This is a genomic window from Pseudomonas sp. PL-6, from assembly GCF_054110165.1.
On record NZ_CM134189.1, the window covers coordinates 2,265,416 to 2,289,345 of the forward strand.

The following is a 23,930-nucleotide window of genomic DNA, read 5'->3' on the forward strand; positions in this document are numbered from 1 at the left end:
CTTTACGAATTCGATGGGTCGCGGATCTGCGGCCCAGGTGATGAGCCACCGCCATCGCCACCGCGCAGGGTGTGGGCGACTGTGCTGGTGGCCTGTGAGAGTTGCTGCCTGCGCTGCAGGCGCTTAGCCCAGTCGGGCTGTTTGGCAGGGCCAGTTGAAGGTTCAGCAGTGGCGGATGCTCCACCAGTTGCAGCGCCGGAAGAAGCTCCGGCCAGAGAACGAGCGCCGCCCATTGCCAAGCGTGCTGCACCGGGCGCCATACGGGCACCGGCCAATACCGCGCCCCCGACACCTGCGGCGACTGCAGCAGCACCAGCAGCCATGCCCGCCGCGCCGAGTGCAGTACCGGCTGCTGCACCAGCACCCAGTTGCGGTGCGCCGGAGACCAACCCTGTGGCAATGCCCGGCCCGAAGATGCCCAGGCCCAGCAGGGCCAGCGAGGCGAGCATGACCACCAGCGCATGGTCGATGGAGGGCTCGTCCGGCACGGCCTGGAACTCGGCGAACAGCCCGCTGCCAATGCCGACGATCACCGCCAGCACCAGCACCTTGATGCCGGACGCCACCACGTTACCCAGCACCTTCTCGGCGAGAAAGGCGGTCTTGTTCCACAACGCAAAGGGCACCAGCACGAAGCCAGCGAGGGTGGTCAGCTTGAACTCGACCAAGGTGACGAACAGCTGGATGGCCAGGAAGAAGAAGCTGACGATCACCACCAGCCAGGCGAGAAACAGCACCAGAATGCTGTGCAGGTTGCCGAAGACTTCGGGAAATCCGCTGAGGCTGCTGATCTGCTCAAGCAGCGGCCCTCCGGCATCAACACCAATCGCGGCCAACCGCCCTGGCTGCAGAAACTCCGCATGACTCAACCCGGAACCTGAGGCCAGCAGACCCAATCCGGCGAAGGAGTTGAAGACGATCTTCGCCAGGGCATTGAAGTTGCCGATGATGAAGGCGAAGGCACCGACATAGAGGGTCTTGCGGATCAGTTTGGCGCTGACATCCTCACCGCCCATGGCCCAGAACAGCCCGGCCAGGGTCATGTCGATCACCACCAGGGTCATGGTGAGAAAGGCCACCTCACCGCCGAGCAGGCCGAAGCCGGTGTCGATATAGAGCCCGAACACCTCAAGGAAACGGTCGATCACGCTGACGTCGTTCATAGCACGTCCTCGTCGAAGCTTGGCGGGATCGCGGGCAAGTCGGTAGGCCGGAGAAACTCGCCAGGCCGGGCGCAACCGGAGTAGAAGCGCTCAGTCGAATCGTCTTGCCGTGCCATGACGCCGTTGTCGCCCTGTCCGCAGGCGGCCAGCACCAGCGGCAGCAGCAATGTCAGGTATCTCATGAAGTCGCCTCCCTACCGATAGAACTGCACGGGGTAGGGGGTATAGGGCGTGCCGTTACCCATAAAGCGACGCCGCCGTTCGCGTGCCTCCTCGGCCGCTGCAGATTGACGGGCAAGCTCCAGGGCGACGGCACGGTTCTGGGTGATCTGCAACTGCTGCGCCTGGATCGACTGCTTGGCCTGCAGGGCCAGCAACTGGTTGGTGGCCTGGGCAGCCTGCAAGGCGCCACCCGCCGACTGGCTCTGTTGCACCAGAGCGGCCAAGGCGCTCTCATCCTCGGCCAGGTTCTGCGTCACCTGAGCCTGTACACGCAGCGCCGTATGCAGCCCGTCGAGGCCCTGTTGCCAGCGTTCGCGTGCTTCTTTTGCCAGGCGCTGGCTGCTGACGTCGCCGGTGTACTCGTTCGGGTAGAGGCGGCTGAACTCCTGATCCAGGCGCTGCACCTCGTAGGCCAGCCCTCGCGCCTCGGCGAGCAGTCGCTCGGTATTAGCCAAGCTCGCGCGCAACTGGCTGACCACGTTGTAGTCCAGGCGCTGCAGGTGACGGGCCTGGTTCAGCAACATCTGGGTTTCGTTCTGCAACTGGCGAACCTGGTTGTTTGCCATCTCCAGGGTGCGCACCGCAGTCAGGGTGTTCTGCACCAAGTTGGTCGGATCGATTACGGTGAAGGCGTTTACCGGCTGCACGGCCAGCAGACCAAGCACCAGCAGCGTGGCGCAGGGGAAACGGTGGGCAGGGGATCTCATGGCAGGCACTCCTTGCATGACGAGGGATAGGCGGTGAGCAGGTCGGCAGCCCAGTCCAGGCCGCGGTGACGCAACCAGACAGGGGCGAAACCGGCTGCGCCGGAGGACTGCAGGATTCGGTCGATCTCGCGCTGCTCGGCCGGGCTGGCCGAGGCGGCGAAGGCCAGCGCCACCGGCCCCAGGCCGAGATCGAACAGGCGGTTGCCCAGGCGCGACTGGTAGTAGTAATCACGCTTGGGCGTGGCCTGGGCGACGATCTCGATCTGTCGGTCGTTGAGGCCGAAGCCTTGGTAGATGCCGTGGATCTGCGGCTCGCCGGCTTGCGGGTTGGGTAGGAAGATGCGGCTGGCGCAGCTCTCGATGATTGCCGCGGCGATGCTGGAGTCCTTGATGTCGGCCAGCGACTGGGTGGCGAAGACGACGCTGACGTTCTTCTTGCGCAGGGTCTTGAGCCACTGGCGGATGCGCGCGGCGAACAGCGGATCGTCGAGAAACAGCCAGGCCTCGTCGAGGATCAGCAGGGTCGGCGCGCCGTCGAAGCGTTCCTCGAAGCGGGCGAACAGGTAGCTCAGCACGGCAGCCACCGCCGCCTTACTGTGCATCAGTTCCTCCATCTCAAAGCACTGCACGTCGGCACTGCCCAGCCGATCCTGATCGGCATCCAGCAAGGCGCCATGGGCACCGCCCAGTACGTAGGGCTGCAGCGCCTGGCGCAGGGCGTTGTCCTGCAGTAGCACGGACAAACCGGTCAGTGTGCGCTGCGCCTCCGGCGCGCCGGCCAGGCTGTCCAGCGCCGTCCACAGTGCGGCCTTCTGCTCGGGGCCGACGGCCACGCCCTCCTGCAGCAGGCGCGCCTCCAGCCACTCGGCGGCCCAGGCGCGATAGCCGGGCTGGTCGATGCGCGCCAGGGGCTGGAAGGCCAGGTCGCCGTCGCCGCCCAGGTCGTAGTGCTCGCCACCCAGGCCCAGCACCGTCGCGCGCAGCGAACGGCCCATGTCGAAGAGAAACAGGCGTGAGCCCGGGTAGCGGCGAAACTGCAGGGCCAGGGTCGCCAGCAACACCGACTTGCCCATGCCGGTGGGACCTGCCACCAGGGTATGGCCGACATCGCCGACGTGGGTGACCAGGCGAAACGGCGTCGCCCCGTCGGTGCGGGTGATCACCAATGGCGGGCCATCCAGATGTTCGTTGCGCGCCGGGCCAGCCCAGACTGCCGAGACCGGCATCAGGTGTGCCAGGTTGAGCGTGGAGATCAGCGGCTGGCGGACATTGGCGTAGGCGTTGCCGGGGATCGACGACAGCCAGGCCTCCACCGCGTTGAGACTCTCGGCGATGGTGACGAAGCCGCGGCCCTGGATTACCTGCTCGACCCGGCGCAGCTTTTCGTCGGCGACCTGGGCGTCGGCATCGCTCACCGTCACCGTGGCCGTCACATAGCCGAAGGCTACCTGGTCGGCACCGAGTTCCTGCAGCGCCGCATCGGCGTCGCTGGTCTTGTTCGCGGCGTCGCTGTCGAGCAGTGGGCTTTCCTGCTGGAAGATTGCTTCGCGCAGCAGCGCCAGGACACCCTTGCGCTTGGCAAACCACTGCCGGCGTAGGCGCACCAGTTCCTTCTCGGCCTCGTCCTTGTCCAGGCAGATAAAGCGGGTCGACCAGCGATAGGCGAAGCCCAGGCGGTTGAGATCGTCCAGCACGCCTGGCCACGTCGAGGTGGGGAAGCCACGTACCGACAGCGTGCGCAGGTGCTGCTCGCCCAGGCCTGGCGCCAGGCCGGTGGTCAGCGGGCTGTCGGCCAGCAAGTTATCGAGGTGGAAGGGCACCTCGGGCACCGCCAGCCGCTGGCGGTGGGTCGACACCGTGGCGTGCAGGTAGGTCAGCGTCTGGCTGTCGTCGAGCCAGGCGAGCTCCGGCATCACCCCGTCCAGCAGGTCGAAGAAGCGATCCGTCTCGGCGACGAAGGCGGCCAGCCGTTCGCGCCAGTCGATGCCACGCTGCGTCCGGTTCTCGTAGAGCAGGCCGGTGGCGCGCGAGCGCGACTCCTCCGGCGGCAGGTAGAGCAGCGTCAGGTGGTAGGCACTCTCGAAGTGGCTGCTCTGGGCCTCGAAGGCCGCGCGGCGCTCCTCATCCACCAGCCAGGACAATGGCTCGGGAAAGTCACTATCGGGGTAATCCGCCGCCGCCAGACGCTCGGCCTCGATAAACAGCGCCCAGCCCGAGCCGAGGCGACGCAGGGCGTTGTTCAGGCGCGCCGAGGTGGCTACCAGCTCGCCCTGGGTGGCGCTGTCCAAATCCGGCCCGCGAAAGCGCAAGCTGCGCTGGAGCGAACCGTCCTTGTTCAACACGACGCCGGGGGCGACGAGGCCGGCCCAGGGTAGCCAGTCGGCGAGCTGGGCGGGGCGGCGCTTGTATTCGGTGAGGTTCAGCATGGCGGCGCTCCTCACACATCCAGCAGCGGGGGCTGCTTGATATGCCGGGCGAACACCTGCAGGAACTGCGGGTCCAGCCGGGCGCCCCACACCGCCAGCGAGTGGCCGACCAGCCAGAGCGCAAGGCCCGGCAGCCACAGCTGCAGGCCCAGGCCGACGACGGCCGCCAGGGTGCCGTTGAGGATCGCCACGTTGCGCGGCGCGCCGCCGAGCAGGATCGGCTCGGCCAGCGATCGGTGCAGTGGCACCTCGAAGCCGGGGATGATTTCGCGTTGATCGTTCATGCGATCACCGCGCCGCCGGCAAAGCTGAAGAAGCTGAGAAAGAACGACGACGCGGCGAAGGCGATCGACAGGCCGAAGACGATCTGGATCAGCTTGCGGAAGCCGCCGCTGGTGTCGCCGAAGGCCAGCGTCAGGCCGGTTGAAATGATGATGATCACCGCGATGATGCGCGCCACCGGGCCTTGTACGGATTCGAGGATCGCTTGCAGCGGCCCCTCCCAGGGCATCCCGGAGCCGGCGGCGAGCACGGGCAGGGAGGCGCCTAGACAGAGGGCGCCGAGCAGCAAGGCGCAGGCGCCGCGGCGACGATAAACAGCGGAAAGCTGAAGGACAGTCATGGCTGAGTTCCTGAGGCAGAGGTGGCGCGAAGGAGGGTGTCGATGGAGCTGAGCTGGTAGCCGCGCTCGTCATGGCCGATGACGCGGGCGATCTGCTGGACATGGCGGGCGCGACCGCGCCCGGCGAGGAACACCACCAGGTTCACCGCCTCGGCGATCAGCGCCCGCGGCGCGGCCAGGGCGACCTCCAGGATCAGCTGCTCCAGACGCAGCAGCGCGCCCTGGGCGGAACCAGCGTGGATGGTGGCAATGCCACCGGGATGGCCAGTGCCCCAGGCCTTGACCAGATCCAGCGCCTCGCCGCCGCGCACCTCGCCGACCACCACGCGGTCTGGGCGCAGGCGCAGCGTGCTGCGCACCAGGTCGGCCATGGACACCACGCCAGGCTTGGTGCGCAGAGCGACGTGATCGTAGGCCGGACATTGCAGCTCGACCGTGTCCTCCAGCACCAGCACGCGGTCGCCGCTGCCGGCCACCTCGGCCAGTAGCGCGTTGGCCAGGGTGGTCTTGCCGCTGCTGGTGCCGCCGGCCACCAGGATGTTCTGCCGCTCGCGCACGGCCACGCGCAGGTACTCGGCCTGGGTGGCGCTGAGGATGCCGTCGGCGACGTACTGCTGCAGCGGGATGACGCCGGTGGCACGCTTGCGCAGGGCGAAGGTCGGCCCGGCTACCACCGGCGGCAGCACACCTTCGAAGCGCTCGCCAGTTTCTGGCAACTCGGCACTCAGCAGAGGCTTGTTGCGATGTACCTCTTGGCCGACATGCGCGGCCACCAGGCGGATGATCCGCTCGCCGTCGGCAGGCGGCAGCGTGCCCAAGCGGGAGCGGCCAGCGGACAGGCGATCCAGCCAGAGCACGCCGTCGGGGTTGAGCATCACCTCGACCACGTCCGGGTCATCCAGGGCGGCGGCGATCAGCGGGCCCATCGCCGTGCGCAACATGCGCGTGCGGCGATCCAGGGAAGCTGCCGCTGCACTCAGCACTGGGGAATAGGCGACAGTCATGGACGTTCTCCCGAGACCTGAGCCTCTGCCTGAACCTCCTCGTGTACGTCCCTGACCAGGCTGCGCCCGCGCTGCAGGTGACGCCCCAGTTGCTCGACGAACTGACTGAAACGCAGCTTGCCTTGCGCCCGCGCCGCCTCCTGATGCGCCTCGGGCACCGGCGTGCTGACCGTGAGGTAGTAGCGCACGTACAGCGCCAGGGTCTCGATCAGAATGTGCTGGTCGCGCTCCAGGCGTTCGAACTGACGTGACAGACGGTCCAGGCGCTTGGCCATGGCCACCTCGCGCTGCTCGCCGGATTCGGGCGATAGCCAGGAGGCCAGGGCTGCGGCGATGATCGAGGACTTCGACACGCCCTTGGTGATCGCCAATTCGTTCAGGCGCTTGGCATGCTCGGGTTGGATAAACAGGTTGAGGCGGGCTCGGCTCATAGGGCTATTCCATCGTCAGGGTCGAGGGCGGCCAGCCGCGCCACGCGCTGCAGGCGTGGATCCGGCTGGGTGGGGAAGGGAGTGGGAAGGTCGTCCTCGTCGAGCAGCAGCAGGTCGCTGGTCAGCTCGTCGTGATCCGGCAACTGGGCGAGCTCCTCCAGCTCCGGCTGACGGCGCAGGCTGCCGTCCTCGACGGTCTCGCCATCGCTCAGGTCGGCCGGCGACGCGCCAACGGCTGCCGGCACGACCAGGCTGCTCCAGTCCTCTGCGCGTGGCGCCGGTGCGTCGGCGTAGTGGCCCGGCTGCAAGCGTGGCGCCGGCTGTACCCGGCTCTGGAAGTTGGCATCGGTGAAGTAGCGCAGCTTCTTCGCGCGGATCGGTGCGAGGCCCGAAAGCATCACCACGGCCTCGTCGCTGGGCAGTTGCATTACCTCGCCCGGAGTCAGCAGCGGGCGAGCGGTCTCCTGGCGCGACACCATCAGATGACCCAGCCAGGGCGCCAGGCGGTGGCCGGCGTAGTTGCGCTGCGCGCGCAGCTCGGTGGCAGTGCCGAGGGTCTCGGAGATGCGCTTGGCAGTACGTTCGTCGTTGGTGGCGAAGGTCACCCGCACATGGCAGTTGTCGAGGATCGAGTGGTTCTGGCCGTAAGCCTTGTCGATCTGGTTCAACGACTGCGAGATCAGGAACGCGCGCAGCCCATAGCCGGCCATGAAGGCCAGTGCTGTCTCGAAGAAATCCAGCCGTCCCAGCGCCGGAAACTCATCGAGCATCAGCAGCAGCTTGTGCCTCCGCTCGATGCCGTCGGAGCCGTCGAGGGACTCGGTCAGGCGCCGGCCGACCTGATTGAGGATCAGGCGGATCAGCGGCTTGGTGCGGCTGATATCCGAGGGCGGCACCACCAGATACAACGACACCGGATGCTCGGCCGAGATCAGGTCGGCGATGCGCCAGTCGCAGCGCGAGGTGACCTCGGCCACCGTCGGGTCGCGATACAGGCCGAGGAAGGACATCGCCGTGGACAGCACGCCCGAGCGCTCGTTGTCGCTCTTGTTCAGCACTTCCCGCCCGGCCGAGGCCACCACCGGATGCGGTGCATCGCCCAGGTGCGGCGTGGTCATCATCCGGTGCAGGGTCAGCTCGAAGGTGCAGGCCGGATCGGAGAGGAAGTTGGCGACACCGCGCAGGGTCTTGTCCTGGCCGGCGTAGAGCACGTGAAGGATGGCGCCGACCAGCAGCGCATGGCTGGTCTTCTCCCAGTGGTTGCGCCGCTCCAGCGCGCCTTCTGGGTCGACCAGGATGTCGGCGATGTTCTGCACGTCGCGCACCTCATGGGCGCCGCGACGCACTTCCAGTAGCGGGTTGTAGGCTGCCGAGGCCAGGTCGGTGGGGTTGAACAGCAGGCAGTGGGAAAAGCGCGATCGCCAGCCCGCAGTCAGGCTCCAGTTCTCGCCTTTGATGTCGTGGATGACCGCCGAGGCCGGCCAGGAGAGCAGGGTGGGCACCACCAGGCCGACGCCCTTGCCGGAGCGCGTCGGCGCGAAGGTCAGCACATGCTCGGGGCCTTCGTGGCGCAGATACTGATCGTCGAATTGGCCGAGGAACACACCCGCGGGCTGGGTCAGGCCGGCCTTGCGCACCTCATCGGCATCGGCCCAGCGCGCTGAGCCGTAGGTGGTGACGCGGCGTGCCTGGCGCGCCCGCCAGATCGCCATGCCGATGGCCACCACCAATGCCAGCAGGCTGCTGCTGGCGGCGATGCTGCCGCCGACGTTGAAGACGTCCGGCGCATAGGCATCGAAGACGAACCACCACTCGAACAGACGCCAGGGGTGATACACCGGCGTGCCCAGCAGTTCGAACCAAGGAGCCCCCAGGCGAGCCTGGTAGCCGAGCGCGGCAGCCGTCCACTGCGTGGCACTCCACACCCCGGACAGGGTAATGGCCAATACCACCAGCACCTGGCCGTACAGCACCGTTGTCGCTTGCATCCCTGAACCCAACCTCCCAGGCAAAACGCACGGCACGAAGATGTGCCGCGGGCGAGAGGTTCGGTGCAGGGAGAGGAGGGGTCAAAGACCGATTCGGCGGGGACTAAGGCGTTTGGGGCAACACAGCAGACTGTGGCGGTTGGCGGATAAGCTCAGCAGGGTATGGTGTACGCGAACGGCAGATGTTGATCCTCATCGCTGGCAGGATCAGGCCGAAACCGGCCAAAAGCTGACTGTTGGCTAGTAAATGAATCTGTCCCCTTTTCCGTAGACCGAGATTGTATTGAACAGGCCTGGGCTGATCGTGACTGTGGCGGCCATAGAGCTTGGCTGCCCGAGCCAATACGTGGGGAAGGAAAGTCTTGGACTCGGGGGCGGTTTGCATGACTTGCTCTGAACGGGCACCGTCAGGCCTGCTGTACCACCGAGAGGCTTCCGTATAGGATGTCATTTTGATGTCTAAATGGAGCTTTGCTCATGGATGTAGTAATGCAGTACCTGTCAGAAATTCTAAGTTTTGTAGCCGGAGCGGCGGGAGGCGCAGCCATAACCTTCAGGTTCACAAGGAATAGCGTAAAAAATGGAGGGATTATTACCGATCAAAGTAAGGCCCGGGCAGGGGGAGATGTCGTCGGAAGGGATAAAATAACCAGAAATAACTAATTCTGGATAAGTTGCAATGGTTAATTTTCCAGCGGTTGTTAATCAAACAGGCGCATCTGCGGGGGTTGATCTTGTAGGGCGTGACAAGATAACTAACTATACCGTGTTGCCAGCCAAAACGCCTACCAAGATCGAAGTGCTGCTCGAAAAGCTGACTAAAGAGATCGACTCAAACGAACGAGTTAGAGACACTTTGGATAGCCTAAGTAGGTTTCATAAAAAACGCACTATAGATGGGATTGATGGCTTAGAGGCCAAGCTTAAAGCAGGTGGCCGGGAATATGAAATTTTTGATGCCCTAGAGAAAAAAGAGCTTTTCTCGAAATTACTTGAGCGGTATTCGCATTACGCATCGGCGCAAGAAATACTGGCTTGTTTATTGGCAAGAGTTGAATATAACTTTCAAAGTTTTGTCTATCCGCAGGTCGACGGGCTATCGATAGTCGAAATTAATGAGTTAGTCGACGCCAGGATTATTGAGCCAACTATCACTGACTGTGGTGCGGGGGTTTTATCCATGGATCACAGTGTAGCAATGGGTATGGTGTATTGGCTGGCGGAGCAGTGCTACGTGCGGTGGCATAAATGATTCAGATTACCTTTCAGGCAGCTTTCGACCCTTTTCACGCGGCGTTTAGATTTTTCCGAATTATTGAAATCAACAAAGATCTGGATGCGCTAACTATAGATCAAGTTCGTATTTTGGACTTCTATCTGCTTTACCCTTTCCGTTCTGGAGAGATAAAGCTATTTTCCAAGCATCGAAAATATAAGCGTGTGGCGTGTGATTTCAGCCATCTTAAGCCATACGGCGAACTGCCTGATTCATTTGTGCTGTTCAGTCGAATGCAAAGCATTCAAGTTGCGGCACTTGATACATTAGTTGCCAATGGTTATCTGGATGCCTCGGCGTATGGCCATAAGGAAATAAAGCCAACTGGAAAGATGGTGCCACCAGAAGTGCTTGCTCGTATTAATAAGCTAAATGACGAGCAGCAAAGCTTGGTGGAGTTGGTCAAGGTGCTTGCGTCTGATTACTCCATCTATGGACGCGATGGACTGAAGGCCAGAACAGGATTGCTGGAGTATCGATATGACACAATTTGAGCCGGTGCTAATAGTCAGGCGCCTCGTCGTCGTAAAAGGGGCTAAGCCTGTATACGACGAGCGACTTCACCCTGGGGTTAATGTAATTCGAGGGGAGAATGCATCTGGAAAGTCGACCATACTTAATTTTATATATTATGGGTTAGGTGGGGGCCTTACTGATTGGAGCACTGCTGCGCTTCTTTGTAGTCGTGTCTATCTAGAGGTCGAGCTTAATGGCATGGTTGTTACTTTGGCTAGAGATATATCCGAAGCAGCTGGCTCTCCGATGGATATATTTAGTGGCACATATGAACTATCTTTAGAGCAATCAGCTAATGCTTGGAGTAGATATCCTTACCGCCGCTCATTAACGACCGAAAGTTTTTCACAAGCGCTGTTCAGATTGCTCGGAATGCCTGATGTTTCTCTGGAGGCATCAGGTAGCATTACGATGCATCAGGTTCTACGTTTGCTTTACGCTGATCAATTAAGCCCTGTTGATGAAATATTTAGGTTTGAGAAATTTGAGCAGAAAGACACTAGGGATACCATTGGCAGGCTGCTCTGCGGGGCATATACAAATGAACTATATGAGAACAATCAAAGTCTAAAGTCTTTGAGAAAGGAGTTTGATAAAATAGATGCCCAGCTACGGAGTTTATTCGTTGTATTGGGAAGGGCGGAACAAGAAGTTGCTACCACTGATTGGCTTTCAGTCGAGCGCGAAGAACTGTTAAAACAGAAGCGCCAAGTAGAACTGGAAGCTGACGCCCTTGAAAGAAAGATGACTTCCATTTCTTCTGACCCTATTAGCATGAAGGAGCAGGCTGAGTGTTACGACCTTGTTAGGCAAAAACAAGTTGAGATAGCCAAAACCAAGCAGGCAATACACTCTCTGACTCTCGACATTGCCGACTCGGATGCATTTGTTAATGGCCTTAAAGAAAAAGTAAATAACCTCCGGGACTCTGCGATTGTAGCGAGGAATCTAGAGGAAATTAAGTTCCATTCATGTCCAGCATGTTTCAGTATCTTAGACTCTGAGGAAGAGTCTATAACTTATGCGTGCCATTTATGTAAGACTCCGTATAGTTCGGAGCAGACTGCAGCACGTATCGCGGGGCTTGTGAATGAGTCTGCAGTACAGATAAAACAATCAGAAGTGCTTCAGGGGCGCCGCAGAGAAAAATTGCTAAAACTGGAGGGAGACTTAGAGTCTCTTGGTAAAGAGTGGAAAGCATCAGCGCAAAAACTTTCCTCCATTATTGGACGGCCCTCTACAGAGAATCAGCAACTATTGAGAGAGTTGCAGCATAAATTAGGCTACATAGATCGAGTGATTGAAGACCTTGACCAGAAATCTAAGATGGCTGGAGTCATTTCAACTCTTTCGCAGAGAAAAACAGAATTACAGCTAATGATTACTTCACTTGATGAAGAAAATCTAGGCTTAAGGCGTGCGCAGCAGGATAGGCTGAATCGTGCATACTTACTGATTTCGGAGGAAGTGAAGCATTTGCTTCATAATGACCTTCGCAGGCAAGATTCCTTTGAAAATGCTAAGGGCCTTAGTTTCTCATTTGAGAAAAATCGCCTGACTGTCGATGGTGAAAGTTACTTCTCCGCAAGCTCTCGAGCGATATTAAAGAGCAGTTTTTTTGCTGGCCTCACTGCTGCTGCAAGTGAGGAGGAATTCTTTAAGCATCCAAGATTTTGCATGATTGACACGCTGGAGAATATGGGGGTAGAAGAGGTTAGAAGCCAGAACTTCCAGCGTTTGCTAGTTAATCGCTCAGCCAAGCTTAAGGCTAAGCATCAAATAATTTATGCAACTGCCATGATTGACCCAATACTAGATAACGCTTCCTACACAGTTGGTCGCTACTCCACGAGAGATGAACCCACCATTGAGTTATGGAAGTAGAAAAAGAGGACAGAATTATTTACTAGCCAACAGTCAGCTTTTGGCCGATTTGAGTCTGGCGCGATGGGCCCGAGTCGGCCAAGAGCGAACCATCAAAGTAGTCAACTGATCGGCCAAGTCAGATTCTCGCTATGAAAATCTTACGCACTCGCTCAGACCTTCTAGTGCCTCTGATTTAGTGTCCACGCCAAACGCCTCAAGGAAAGTTTTGGCAAAAATATCTTTAGGCCCTTCTTTACCTTCTTCCTTGTTTAAAAGCCTAGAGATAGAACCAACAAAAAGATCGGCGACCTGCATAAGCGGCGAAATACTTGAATCCTCTACCTCAACCACATCCACATACAAATTGTCGTTAAATATGCTCTTTGAGGCATTTTGAAGCTGCAACTCTATCTCCATGATTGATAGTTTATCCTTGGAGAGCTCTTCGGTATCTTTTCTAAATTGAAGGTTTCTTGGAAGAACTGCTCTGCCTGACTTATTTTCCTCAGCAACACCTTGGATTACCATGTGATAGAAAAGCTTATTTAAAGTATCGTCTACACTGTAGAGCCCGCTTCTGAGCACACCAAGACCTTTGAAAGAGATCGCGGAAGAATTTTGAATTATGGCCCCTAAGAGGGACAGATATGTTTCTATATTCCCCTTATTGATTTCCTTGAAGTGTATTTCCCCCTTAAAATCTAGCTCTTTCTTTCTCTGGTTAATCGCGCTGGTTATTTTCATCGTGTCGTAGCTGCGAAGTACCCAAAGACTACCTACTAGCAAGTATTTACCAGTCTTTCCACTTTCGTCTGCGTATATGCAATACACCGGGTAGGCAGGCCTGACCTCTAAAGCGCGCTGTTTTTCTTCCTCCTCCAGTTTTCCTCGAAACTTTCGAACTTCTGGCGAGGCAATAAATAGACCCAGTACGTTTTGCACCATCGCCCTTGCTCTGGCAATGGAATGTAGGCGCTGCAGTTTAGGGTAGTGCTCAAATGAGATATCTCCCCCGCTATACAAGTCAGTCTGGAAGGTCTTCCAATAGAGAATTTGACACTTTACGTCAGAGTCTCGCGCCTGAGGATAGTGATTTAAAATCCAAGCAACTCTATCTATGACTCGAGTAGGGCTATTACTCGCAATGGCGGATAGCACCCTAAGTTTTTCTGCTTCCTTGTCCTTGCCTTTCTTCTCCAGCGTTTGAAGCTGTGCCTCTTCATCCGGGTCTTCGGTAGCAATGATCGCTATCTCGTTCATATGAATCCCTTCCTCTACCAGGCATTGGCCAATCGCCATCATTGCCCTGCATTCGGGACGCGTCAATAGTCAGCCTCCGGCCGCCCACCTTTATTCAGAACAAGCGGGGACGAGCTACAACGTTGATGCTGAGTGACCGCAAATGGCCGGTTTTTGCCCATTGGATCAGGCAGAGCTTCCACCACCACTGCCTTGTTCGAACATGCCGGGCTGGATTCGAGCTGGCTGCTGATACCGGGGCCTGTGCTCGGGCTGCTGCTGTTTGCCTGGGCTGGGCGGCAGGCAGGTGATAACGGCTGTCGGCGGGCGTCGGGGGAGGCTGGCTAGAGTTTGGCCAGCCTCCGATTTGGAGGCGCAATGGGCGTGAGATTGACCTTGGCTACTCGCGCTGGGCCTTCCTGATGCGGCGGATGATGGTGCCCAGAACCAACAGCACCAGCGGTGCGGCGTAGAGACTCGCGTCTCTGGGCGAAAGGTCCAGGCCCATACCGCGCGCCCCTTCGTAAAGAAGCTTGAGCAGGCTCAGCAGGTAGTAGCTGATGGCGATGATCGACAGCCCCTCGACGGCCTTCTGGATCTTGATCTGGGTGCTGGCACGTTCGTTCAGGCTGTGCAGGATGGCGGCGTTCTGTTCCTCTACCTCGACCTGCACGCGGGTCTGCAGCAGTTCGCCGAGGTTGGCCACGCTCTCGTTGACCCGCTCCAGGCGCTGCTGGGTGGCCGAGCAGTAGCGCACGGTGGGGCGGAAACGCCGTTCGATAAATACCCCCAGGCGCTGGCGCCCCTGCACATGGCTTTCGCGCAGCTCGGCGATGCGCTCGCTGACCAATTGCGCGTAAGCCTCGGTGGCACTGAAGCGCTGACGGGTCCGAGCGGCCTGGCGGACTATGCGCGCCGAGAGGTCGGAGATGCTCTTGAGCATCTGCCGGGCGTCGCTACCGGCATGGGCGTTTTGGTCGGACAGCGCGGTGAGCTCGCGCTCGTAATCCTTCAGCACCCGTGCCAGCTCCTTGGCCACTGGCAGGGTGAGTGAGGCCATCATGCGGTAGGTCTCGATTTCCAGCAGGCGCCGGACCATGCGTCCCAGCCGGTAGGCATTGAGCTTGTGGTTGACCAGCAGGATGCGGTTGACCCCGTCCGGGGTCAGGCGAAAATCGCTCCAGATGACCGCATCGCCGGCGCCGACCTGCGAGCCGCAGGGGTCCTTGAAACCGTAACGGGCCGTGCTGCCTTCCCATTCCTGCGTGGACTCGACGAGGATCTGAGAGCACTCGATCAGCAGCTCCTCATGCCCGCGGATCAGGGCGGCGAGGCGCTCCGGCAGCGGCGGCCAGAACTCCGAATGGGCGCGCTTGGGCACGACCATGGTGAGGGAGAGGAACTCCGTGTGCCGCTCCCATTTGGTCGCGTATCCATCCAGCGTGACCAGCCCCTGCAGGGCGTCCGCCGCCTGGCTGTCGAGGGCCTTGACGAGGCGGTCCAGCGCATCGCCGCGTTCGAGCAGCGTCAGGTGATAGACATGAGCCGGTTCGTTGAAATAGATCGAGGGGCGCGCATGCAGCTCGTCGTGCAGCTCGCTGCGCAAAGGGTGCATCGTCTGGCTGGTTTTCACTGAACGGGGTCCAGGGCAGGTTGGAGGGATCGACGCAAGCCGCTGTCCCGGGCGCTGGCGCCCGGTCGTCAGCGGTGCGCGCGGCGCCCTGATGGGCAGCCGCTGCTACCTGGACGGACGATGGATCATGGCGCGACGGCACACTCGAGCATCGGCAGGCCGAGGGCCGCGCCACACTCGTCGAGCGAGCGTTGCTGGGTTGCAGCGTAGAGCTGCAGCTCGTCGAGCACCTCTGCGCCGAGTGCGGTATGGAAATCCGCCTGGTTGGAGCTGATCGCGTAGCTGGCCTGCGCGTTGTCGCCGAGGTTGGACTGGAAGATGCCCGCGGCGCTGACCGGCAGGAAGTCTTCGTACACCAGCGGATCGAAGCGGATATGGCCGGCGGCAATCAGCGCCTCTAGGGTCTGCGGGCGCTCGCTAGCTTCACGACCCTTTTCGGTGACGCTGTAGCGGAAGTAGGCCAGCCCCTCGGCGCGCATCTGTGCGTAGCTGTCGGGGAAGGCACGAAAGTGCTTCGCCAGCACCTCGCCGTACAGCGCGGCATTGTGTTCGCTAGGCGCGTCTCTGAGTTCGGCGCGGGCGGCATTGAGCAGTTGGTCGTACAGCGCGCGGCCTTTCGGGGTCAGGGCGGCGCCACGCTGTTCGATCTCGCCGAAACGGGCAGTGTGGCTGCCTTCGGCGCCCTGCAGGTCGGTGAAGGCGACCTTCTCCTGCAGCGCCTTGAAGCTGGTTTGGCGCAGCAGGATCGGGCACCGGCGACGGGGCGGCCCCTCGACCACGGCCTTCGGCGTGATGCCGCGGGTAGGCATGCCGGCCTGGATCTGGTCGATGTCCAGGGTGCGCGGGGTCAGGTGATTGATATGCGGGCCCTTGAATGCCACCACGTCGGCGATCAGGCGGTGCTGGGCGTGCAGTTGGTCATATTCGGCGGCACTGACGGTGGCCCGAGTGTGCCAGCGGAAGGTCTCCAGGGCCTGGGTCACGAACTCCCTGGCGTCCGCCTCATTCAGACCGCCGTCGGTCTCGCACTGCTCGATCAGCTGCAGCGCTCGCGGCGTGAAGATATTGCGCTTGGCCAGCAGGCTGGCGGCCAGTTCGCGAAGCTCGGGATTGTCGATCAGCTCCAGGCGCAGCAGCGAGGTGAAGACGCGGAACGGGCTGCGCTGCAGGGCAGCCTCGTGCACCGCACGGAAGGCGGTGGAGTGTACGGGCACGCCGGCCGGGCTGAGGTCGTAGTAACCCACTGGCTGCATGCCCATCACGGCGAACAGACGACCGATGGTGGCCAGCTCGCTAGCGGTGCCGACACGGATGGCGCCGTGGCGTTCCATGGCCAGGCGCTCCAGTTCGCCGCTATGTTGCAACTGTTCGGCGATTTCGGGGCTGTCTTGCAGCACCTGCTGGTTGACCTGCTCGACCAGTTGCAGGAGATCGCCGTAGAGCGGCACTTCCGCCTTGTACATATCGGACATGGCACGAGAGAACTGCGCGCGAATCTCGGATGGATCGATGAACGCCGGTTTGCTCATGATCAAGCAATCTCCTGGAAGGCAAGGGTGGGGTGAAGCCTGGGCATGGATCGGATTCTGGACAGCAGCGCGGTGCGGTACAAACGACATCTTCTCAGTACTTCATTCTTTAAGGGAATGAATGGCTTGCCTCGTAGGAGCGGCTTTAGCCGCGAATTTCGCGGATAAATCCGCTCCTACAGGATGCATAAGAATCAACGCGGACATGGCCATAAAAAACAACCCCCGGCAAGCAGGGCCGGGGGCTTAGGGCAAGTGGGTCAGGGCTGGCGCAAGTGCCGTTTCAGCGCCTGGATGGGGTGGGACAGGGATAGCGCACTGAGGCGATCGGCCTGGCTACGGCAGGAGTAGCCGTTGGCCAGCAGGCGAGCGGGGTCGATGCCGCCTTCGACCCGCTCGCGCCAGGACAGGTCGTAGATCTGCTCGGAGGTCTGCCGGTTCGCCGCCTCGTGGCCGTAGGTGCCGGACATGCCGCAGCAGCCCAGCGCCAGGCTCTTGAGGTTCAGCCCCAGGTGGCCGAACACCTGGGCCCACAGCGCCGTCGCCGCCGGGGCGTTGGTTTTCTCGGTGCAGTGGCCCAGCAGGTAGTAGTCCTCGCCGGGGTCGGTCACCTTGAAGTCCAGTGTGTCCAGCTTCTGCGCCAGCCATTCCTGCGGCAGCAGCACCGTGGGCGCCACATCGCCGAGCAACTTGCGGTACTCCTGGCGGTAGACCAGGGTCATGGCTGGGTCCAGGCCTACCAGTTGCACGCCATGGCCGCTCAACGCGTTGAGCATCGCCGCATTCCTGCGTGCGGCTTTGTCGAAAGCGTCGAGAAAACCCAGCACCTGCAGCGGCTTGCCGTTGGGCAGAAAGGGCGCGAGCAGCACCTGTACGCCCAGGCGCGAGAGCACCTCGATCAGGTCCGCCAGCACCTCGGTGTCGAAGTAGCGGGTGAAAGCATCCTGCACCAGGATCACGCTGCGTTCGCGTCGCGCCGCCGTCAGCCGGCGCAGGTTTTCCGGCGTGGCCTCAAGCACGTCCCAGCGCCGCAGCGTCGCCTTCAGCTCGAATCGGCTGAGTAGCGGGCTGTCGACCATGCCGGCGTAGCGGCGCAGCAGCGCCTGGCTCGCACCCAGGCGTATCAGGCCGTTGTACAGCCACGGCAGCTTGGCGAAATAGGGGATGCTGAATTCCAGCGAGCCGATCAGATAGTCCTTCAGCGGGCGCAGGTAGCGGCTGTGGTACAGCTCGAGAAAGCGTGAGCGGAACTCGGGGACGTTGACCTTTACCGGGCACTGCCCCGCGCAGGACTTGCACGCCAGACAGCCGCTCATGGCAGCGAACACTTCGTGGGAAAAATCCGCCTCGCCGCGACGCTTGGCCAGGCTGTTGCGGATACGCGCCGGCAGCGTGCGCAGGGTCGCCAGGCCGCGGCTGCGCTCGGCGGCCTGCAACACGTCGACACCGGCCTGGCCCTGTAGGCGCAGCCATTCGCGCAGCAGCGAGGCACGGCCCTTGGGCGACTGAATGCGCTCGCGGGTGGCCTTCCACGACGGGCACATGGCATCGGCCGGGTCGTAGTTGTAGCAGGCGCCGTTGCCGTTGCAGTGCACCGCCGTTCCAAAGCTGCGCCACACCCGCTCGTCGATCTGCCGATCCAGCTCGCCGCGTAGCGGCACGCCATCGACCTTGAGCAGCTCGTCCGCCGCGCCCGGCGGGGTGGCGATTTTGCCCGGATTAAGTTGATTGAAGGGATCGAAGGCGCCTTTGATCGCCTGCAGCGCCGGGTACAGCTCGCCGAAGAACTGCGCTGCGTATTCCGAGCGCAGGCCCTTGCCGTGTTCGCCCCAGAGCAGGCCGCCGTACTTGTGCGTGAGCTTGGCCACGGCGTCGCTGATCGGTCGCACCAGCGCCGCCTGGACGGGGTCCTTCATGTCCAGCGCCGGACGCACGTGCAGCACACCGGCGTCGACATGGCCGAACATGCCGTATTGCAGCTGGTGGCCGTCGAGCAGGGCGCGGAATTCGGCAATGAAGTCAGCGAGTTTTTCTGGCGGCACCGCGGTGTCTTCGACGAACGGCTGCGGGCGCACCTCGCCCTGCACGTTGCCGAGCAGGCCCACCGCGCGCTTGCGCATGGCGTACACCCGCTTCACCGCCGCCGCACCGCGCGCGAGGGTATGGCCGATACGGCGCACGCCGGGGTCGCGCTCCAGGTGCTCGATAAAGAGTGCGACCCGAGCGTCCAGCGCGTCGGCATCGTCGCCGCTGAACTCCACCAGGTTGATGCCCTGGGTGGCAACCGCGGGATCGGCCGGGAAGTACTCGGCCACCTCGTGCCAGACGATGTCCTGCATGGCCAGATCGAGCACCCGCGAGTCCACCGTCTCGATCGATAGCGGCGCCATCGCCATCAAGACTTGAGCGTCTCTGAGCGCGTCCATAAAGCTGGCGTAGGACACGTTGACCAGCACCGAATGCCTGGGAATGGGCAGCACATTGAGCGTCGCTTCGACGATAAAGCCGAGCGAGCCTTCCGAGCCGCAAAGGATGCTGTTGAGGTTGAAGCGGCCGTCGGCCTCGCGGACATGCGCCAGGTCGTAGCCAGTCAGGCAGCGGTTTAGCTTGGGAAAGCGCTGCTCGATCAACTCGGTGTGCTGCTCGTGCACCTGCAGTACGGCGCGGTGCACTGCGCCGCTGCGGCCGGTGACAGCCAGGCGCTGTTGCAGTTCGGCGTCGCCGAGCGGGCGGCTGCGCAGGCGTTCGCCGCCGAGCAGGATGGTCTCCAATGCCAGTACGTGGTCGCGGGTCTTGCCGTAGGTGCAACTGCCCTGGCCGCTGGCGTCGGTGTTGATCATGCCGCCGATGGTGGCGCGGTTGGAGGTCGACAGCTCCGGAGCGAAGAACAGGCCGTGGGCCTTGAGCGCCGAGTTGAGCTGGTCCTTGACCACGCCGGCCTGGACCCGAACCTGGCGCCGCTCCACGTCGAGCTCGAGGATGCGATTCATGTGCCGCGACAGGTCCACCACCAGGCCGTGGGTCAGCGACTGACCGTTGGTGCCGGTACCGCCGCCGCGCGGGGTGAGGACGATATCGCGGTACTGCGCTTGTGCGGCCAGACTGGCCAGCAGGCGCACGTCTTCCTCGTGCCGGGGGAACAGCGCCGCTTGTGGCAGGCGCTGGTAGATCGAGTTGTCGGTCGCCAGCACGGTGCGGCTGCCATGGTCGGAGGCGATTTCCCCCTGGAAGCCGGCCTGCCTGAGCGAGTCGAGAAAGGCGCGGTAGTGCCTCGTGAGCGCTGCCGGTGGAGCGATTTGGGCAATCATGGTGCTAGCGGATACCTGCCAGGCAGTCTTCGATAATGTCCAGGCCCTGCTCGAACAGCGCGGGCTCGATGGTCAGCGGCGCCAGCAGACGCACGATATGCCGACTCTTGCCGCTGGGCATCAGCAGCAAGCCCTTAGCGCGGGCTGCCTCCAGCAGGGCGGCGAGCTGCGCGGTGCCAGGTTTGCCGTCTACCGTCAGCAGTTCGATGCCGCGCATGGCGCCGGTGCCGGTCAGCCGGCCCAGGCAGGGTGAGATCGCCCGTTCGCGCCAGCTGGCGTAGCGGCGGACGATGGCCTGCTCTTGCGCCTCGCCCCAGGTCGCCAGGTTGGCGTCGCTCATCGCTTCCAGGCTAGCCAGGGCGGCGGCGCAAGCCAGCGGGTTGCCCGAGTAGGTGCCACCGAGGCCGCCCTTGGGCAGGGCGTCGAGCAGCGTTTGGCGGCCAACCACCGCACCCAACGGCAGGCCGCCGGCGATGCTCTTGCCGAGCAGCAGCAGGTCCGGCTCGATGCCCAGGCGTGGGAAGGCGAAGCGCTGCCCGGTACGGCCAAAGCCCGACTGGATCTCATCGGCGATCAGCGGGATGCCGTTGGCGTCGCACAGCGCGCGCAGGCGTTGGGCGAACTCGGCGTCCATGGCCAGGAAGCCGCCTTCACCCTGTACCGGCTCGAAGATGATGCAGGCGACTTCGTTGATATCGACCTCAACGTTGAACAGTCGCTCCAGCGCCTGCAAGCCCTGCTCGGCGCTTATGCCGGTATCCGGGCTGGGGTAGGGCACGTGGTAGACCGGGCCGGGCAGCACGCCGACGCGTTGTTTGTACGGGGCGACCTTGCCATTGAGGTTGAGCGTGGCCAGGGTGCGGCCGTGGAAGCCGCCGTCGAAGGCGATCACCACGCTGCGTCCGGTGGCGGCGCGGACGATCTTAAGCGCGTTCTCCGCCGCTTCCGCGCCGCTGTTGGTGAGCATGCCGGCCAGCGGGTAGCTGACCGGGATGAACGCGGCGAGTGCGTCCATCAACTGGCGGTAGCCGGCGTGCGGCACGGCGTTGAAGGCCGAGTGGGTCAAGCGCTGGGCCTGCGTGCCGATGGCCGCGACCACGCCGGGGTGGCAGTGGCCGAGGTTGAGCACGCCGATACCGCCGACGAAATCGATATAGCGCTTGCCCTCGCTGTCCCAGACCTCGGCGTTGCGGCCGTGACTGAGGGTGATCGGGTGCACGATGGACAGCGAGGCACTGATGGGCGACGTGCTCATGCGCGGCCCTCGGGCAGCACGGAGGCATGAAATGACATTGCGGCGTTCCTCGTCGAAGGGGGATTTCCTTCTATGAGAACGAGGAAGGCCGAGGCTTCACAAACGAAAAAAAATTACCGGGTCATTCCAAGGATTCAGGAACTGCCATGACCCCCTGCCGGCCATGCGCCTTGTTCAGTATCCAATCGACAAAGCTTCTGACCTTGGGGATGTCGATCGACTGCTCGGCATAGGCCATGTAGTGCGAGCCTTCGCTGGGTTTGTGATGCACCCAGGGAATCACCAGCTTGGCGTCGTCCAGTTCGTCCTCGACCAGAAAACGCGGCACCAGGGCGATGCCGCAGCCCGCGCGGGCGGCGCGGATGCACATGTAGAAGGTGTCGAAACGCGGGCCGTGGTAGCTGTGCTCGGTGTCGATGCCCTGTTCCTCGAACCATTCGTGCCAGGCCTCCGGGCGCGAAGTGCACTGCAGCAGGACGAACTCGGCCAGCTCTGCAGCGCCGCGAAGCGAACGTCCCTGCAACACATCCGGCGAGCACACCGGCACTACCTCCTCACCGAACAGCTCGATGCAGGTCGCCCCCGGCCAGGAACCCTGGCCGTAGAAGAAGGCCACGTCCGCCTTGGCCTGCACCAGGTCGAAGGGTTCCAGCTCGCTCCTGATATCGAGGTGGATATTGGGGTGGCGTTTGGAGAAGCCCTTGAGGTTGGAGATCAGCCAGCGCGCGCCGAAGGTCGGCTGGGTGGCCACCCGCAGCACCTCGGTTTCGCCGCCGTAGGAGAGGATATAGCGGCTGGAGATGTCCACCTGGGTAAGGATCTTGTTGACCTCGGCCAGGTACAGCTCGCCCGCCGGGGTCAGCTGCAGGCGCCGGCGCACGCGGTGGAACAGCAGGTGCTGGAGCATGTCCTCGAGTTGGGCGACCTGTTTGCTCACCGCGCTCTGGGTCAGGAACAGCTCTTCGGCGGCGCGGGTGAAGCTCATGTGGCGGGCTGCGGCCTCGAAGCACTGTAGAGCGGTCATGGTGGGCAGCAGGCGCTTGGGCATGGTGGTCTCGCAGGCAAGTGGATGGCGAATTCATTCTGCTGGGGAATGATGTGGTGCGTAAAGGTCGTTTGTTGGCCTGCGCAAATCGGTTCGATACTGACCCCCGTCAATGAACCCAAGCGCTCAGCGGATGTAGGAGAACAACATGGTTGGCGAGCTGCTCAACACCCTCGGCGTGCAAGCCCACGCGTACCAAGGCGGCGATCATGCCGTGCACAGTCCCATCGACGGCAGCCTGATCGCCTCGATCAGGCTGGAAAGCGCCGACGCCGTACCGGCCAAGGTCGCGGCGGCCCATCAGGCCTACCTCAGCTGGCGCGACGTGCCGGCCCCGCGCCGTGGCGAACTGGTGCGTCTGTTCGGCGAAGTGCTGCGCGAATACAAGACCCAGCTCGGCGAGCTGGTGTCGATCGAAGCCGGCAAGATCACCCAGGAAGGCCTGGGCGAAGTGCAGGAAATGATCGACATCTGCGACTTCGCCGTCGGCCTGTCGCGCCAGCTGTACGGTCTGACCATCGCCTCCGAGCGTCCGGGCCACCATATGCGCGAGTCCTGGCACCCGCTGGGCGTGGTCGGGGTGATCAGTGCCTTCAACTTCCCGGTCGCGGTCTGGGCCTGGAACACCTCGCTGGCGCTGGTTTGCGGCAACGCGGTGATCTGGAAACCGTCGGAGAAGACCCCGTTGACCGCGCTGGCCTGCCAGGCGCTGTTCGACAAGGCGCTGGCGCGCTTCGGAGATGCACCGGCGAACCTCAGCCAGCTGATCGTCGGCGATGCCAAGGCCGGCGAGGCGCTGGTGGACGATGCGCGCGTACCGCTGGTCAGTGCCACCGGCAGCACCCGCATGGGCCGCGCGGTCGGTCCAAGGGTGGCGGCGCGCTTCGCCCGTAGCATCCTCGAGCTGGGCGGCAACAACGCCATGATCCTCACCCCCAGCGCCGACCTCGATCTGGCCGTGCGAGGCATCCTGTTTTCCGCGGTGGGCACCGCCGGCCAACGTTGCACCACGCTGCGCCGCCTGATCGTGCACCGCTCGGTGAAAGATGAAGTGCTCGCCCGGATCAAGGCCGCCTACGCCAAGGTGCGCATCGGCGACCCGCGTGCCGGCAACCTGATCGGCCCGCTGATCGACAAGCAGGCCTTCGACGCCATGCAGGACGCCCTGGTGCGTGCGCGCGACGAGGGTGGCGCGGTGTTCGGTGGCGAGCGTCGCTTGCAGGAGCAATACCCCAACGCCTACTACGTCGCCCCGGCCATCGTCGAAATGCCGGCGCAGAGCGAAGTGGTGCGTCACGAGACCTTCGCGCCGATCCTCTACGTGCTGGCCTACGACGATTTCGAGCAGGCACTGCAACTGAACAACGAAGTCCCGCAGGGCCTGTCGTCGTGCATCTTCACTACCGATGTGCGCGAGGCCGAGCGTTTCCAGAGCGCCTCGGGCAGCGACTGCGGCATCGCCAACGTCAACATCGGCACCAGCGGTGCGGAGATCGGTGGGGCGTTCGGCGGCGAGAAGGAAACCGGCGGCGGTCGCGAGTCCGGCTCCGATTCCTGGAAGGCCTACATGCGCCGCCAGACCAACACCATCAACTATTCCCGCGAGCTGCCCCTGGCTCAGGGGATCGTCTTCGACTGACCCAGCGTTCGCCATGCCGGCCAGGGTCGGCATGGCGTTCCCTCATCGACACCGAGAGTCA

19 protein-coding genes are annotated in these 23,930 nt (G+C 62.2%); 4 read left to right on the forward strand and 15 right to left on the reverse strand.

Annotated features, from left to right (window positions below):
* Positions 1-2: 2 nt before the first annotated feature.
* Genes trbL through ACW9UL_RS10595 form a run of 9 tightly spaced genes read right to left on the reverse strand, consistent with a single transcriptional unit; the run spans position 3 to position 8,563 of the window.
* Positions 3-1,163, reverse strand: a complete 1,161-nt coding sequence (gene trbL, locus ACW9UL_RS10555; RefSeq protein WP_457790682.1) for a P-type conjugative transfer protein TrbL — start codon at positions 1,161-1,163, stop codon at positions 3-5.
* A complete protein-coding gene (locus ACW9UL_RS10560) occupies positions 1,160-1,345 on the reverse strand; it encodes a hypothetical protein (protein WP_457790684.1) in 186 nt (61 codons plus the stop codon). The genes trbL and ACW9UL_RS10560 overlap by 4 nt, the downstream gene beginning before the upstream one ends.
* Before the next feature lie 12 nt (positions 1,346-1,357).
* Positions 1,358-2,092 carry a P-type conjugative transfer protein TrbJ gene (trbJ, locus tag ACW9UL_RS10565; protein ID WP_457790686.1) on the reverse strand — a complete coding sequence of 245 codons (735 nt, stop codon included), beginning with the start codon at positions 2,090-2,092 and terminating at the stop codon, positions 1,358-1,360.
* Entirely contained in the window at positions 2,089-4,518 is a 2,430-nt protein-coding gene (trbE, locus tag ACW9UL_RS10570) for a conjugal transfer protein TrbE (protein WP_457790688.1), read from the reverse strand. Before trbE ends, trbJ begins: the two co-directional genes overlap by 4 nt.
* An 11-nt stretch (positions 4,519-4,529) precedes the next feature.
* On the reverse strand, positions 4,530-4,802 hold the full coding sequence (locus tag ACW9UL_RS10575) for a VirB3 family type IV secretion system protein (RefSeq protein ID WP_457790689.1): 273 nt from the start codon (positions 4,800-4,802) through the stop codon (positions 4,530-4,532).
* Positions 4,799-5,140, reverse strand: a complete 342-nt coding sequence (locus ACW9UL_RS10580; RefSeq protein WP_457790691.1) for a TrbC/VirB2 family type IV secretion system protein — start codon at positions 5,138-5,140, stop codon at positions 4,799-4,801. Before ACW9UL_RS10580 ends, ACW9UL_RS10575 begins: the two co-directional genes overlap by 4 nt.
* Complete coding sequence (gene trbB / locus ACW9UL_RS10585) at positions 5,137-6,144, reverse strand: P-type conjugative transfer ATPase TrbB (protein WP_457790693.1); 1,008 nt, start codon at positions 6,142-6,144, stop codon at positions 5,137-5,139. Before trbB ends, ACW9UL_RS10580 begins: the two co-directional genes overlap by 4 nt.
* Positions 6,141-6,575, reverse strand: a complete 435-nt coding sequence (locus ACW9UL_RS10590; protein ID WP_457790695.1) for a CopG family transcriptional regulator — start codon at positions 6,573-6,575, stop codon at positions 6,141-6,143. Before ACW9UL_RS10590 ends, trbB begins: the two co-directional genes overlap by 4 nt.
* Complete coding sequence (locus ACW9UL_RS10595) at positions 6,572-8,563, reverse strand: conjugal transfer protein TraG (RefSeq protein WP_457790697.1); 1,992 nt, start codon at positions 8,561-8,563, stop codon at positions 6,572-6,574. Before ACW9UL_RS10595 ends, ACW9UL_RS10590 begins: the two co-directional genes overlap by 4 nt.
* Before the next feature lie 679 nt (positions 8,564-9,242).
* On the opposite strand from ACW9UL_RS10595, the gene ACW9UL_RS10600 reads away from it, so the two are divergent.
* From ACW9UL_RS10600 to ACW9UL_RS10610, 3 genes are read left to right on the forward strand one after another with little or no spacing between them, the layout of a single operon-like run.
* Positions 9,243-9,815, forward strand: a complete 573-nt coding sequence (locus tag ACW9UL_RS10600; RefSeq protein ID WP_457790699.1) for an ABC-three component system protein — start codon at positions 9,243-9,245, stop codon at positions 9,813-9,815.
* Positions 9,812-10,333: an ABC-three component system middle component 5 gene (locus ACW9UL_RS10605; protein WP_457790700.1), complete on the forward strand. Its 522-nt coding sequence runs from the start codon at positions 9,812-9,814 to the stop codon at positions 10,331-10,333. The genes ACW9UL_RS10600 and ACW9UL_RS10605 overlap by 4 nt, the downstream gene beginning before the upstream one ends.
* Complete coding sequence (locus tag ACW9UL_RS10610) at positions 10,320-12,239, forward strand: AAA family ATPase (protein ID WP_457790702.1); 1,920 nt, start codon at positions 10,320-10,322, stop codon at positions 12,237-12,239. The genes ACW9UL_RS10605 and ACW9UL_RS10610 overlap by 14 nt, the downstream gene beginning before the upstream one ends.
* Before the next feature lie 129 nt (positions 12,240-12,368).
* On the opposite strand, the gene ACW9UL_RS10615 is transcribed toward ACW9UL_RS10610, so the two are convergent.
* From ACW9UL_RS10615 to ACW9UL_RS10640, 6 genes are all read right to left on the reverse strand, one after another.
* Positions 12,369-13,481, reverse strand: coding sequence for a DUF3800 domain-containing protein (locus ACW9UL_RS10615; RefSeq protein ID WP_457790703.1), 1,113 nt, complete (start codon positions 13,479-13,481; stop codon positions 12,369-12,371).
* A 379-nt stretch (positions 13,482-13,860) separates the two neighbouring features.
* Positions 13,861-15,075 (reverse strand): DUF3422 domain-containing protein, encoded by a 1,215-nt coding sequence (locus ACW9UL_RS10620; protein ID WP_457790705.1) that lies wholly within the window; start codon positions 15,073-15,075, stop codon positions 13,861-13,863.
* Positions 15,076-15,218: 143 nt separating this feature from the next.
* Positions 15,219-16,622 carry a 2-oxoadipate dioxygenase/decarboxylase HglS gene (gene hglS / locus ACW9UL_RS10625; RefSeq protein ID WP_457790707.1) on the reverse strand — a complete coding sequence of 468 codons (1,404 nt, stop codon included), beginning with the start codon at positions 16,620-16,622 and terminating at the stop codon, positions 15,219-15,221.
* 260 nt (positions 16,623-16,882) lie between these two features.
* Positions 16,883-19,930 (reverse strand): D-2-hydroxyglutarate dehydrogenase YdiJ, encoded by a 3,048-nt coding sequence (ydiJ, locus tag ACW9UL_RS10630; RefSeq protein ID WP_457790709.1) that lies wholly within the window; start codon positions 19,928-19,930, stop codon positions 16,883-16,885.
* 4 nt (positions 19,931-19,934) lie between these two features.
* Entirely contained in the window at positions 19,935-21,185 is a 1,251-nt protein-coding gene (locus tag ACW9UL_RS10635) for a 2-aminoadipate transaminase (protein ID WP_457790711.1), read from the reverse strand.
* Positions 21,186-21,306: 121 nt separating this feature from the next.
* The gene (locus tag ACW9UL_RS10640; RefSeq protein WP_457790712.1) at positions 21,307-22,233 is read right to left on the reverse strand and encodes a LysR family transcriptional regulator; all 927 of its coding nucleotides are present in this window, start codon (positions 22,231-22,233) and stop codon (positions 21,307-21,309) included.
* A 145-nt stretch (positions 22,234-22,378) separates the two neighbouring features.
* Between ACW9UL_RS10640 and amaB the strand changes: the two genes are divergently transcribed.
* Positions 22,379-23,869, forward strand: coding sequence for an L-piperidine-6-carboxylate dehydrogenase (amaB, locus tag ACW9UL_RS10645; RefSeq protein WP_457790713.1), 1,491 nt, complete (start codon positions 22,379-22,381; stop codon positions 23,867-23,869).
* Positions 23,870-23,930 lie beyond the last annotated feature (61 nt).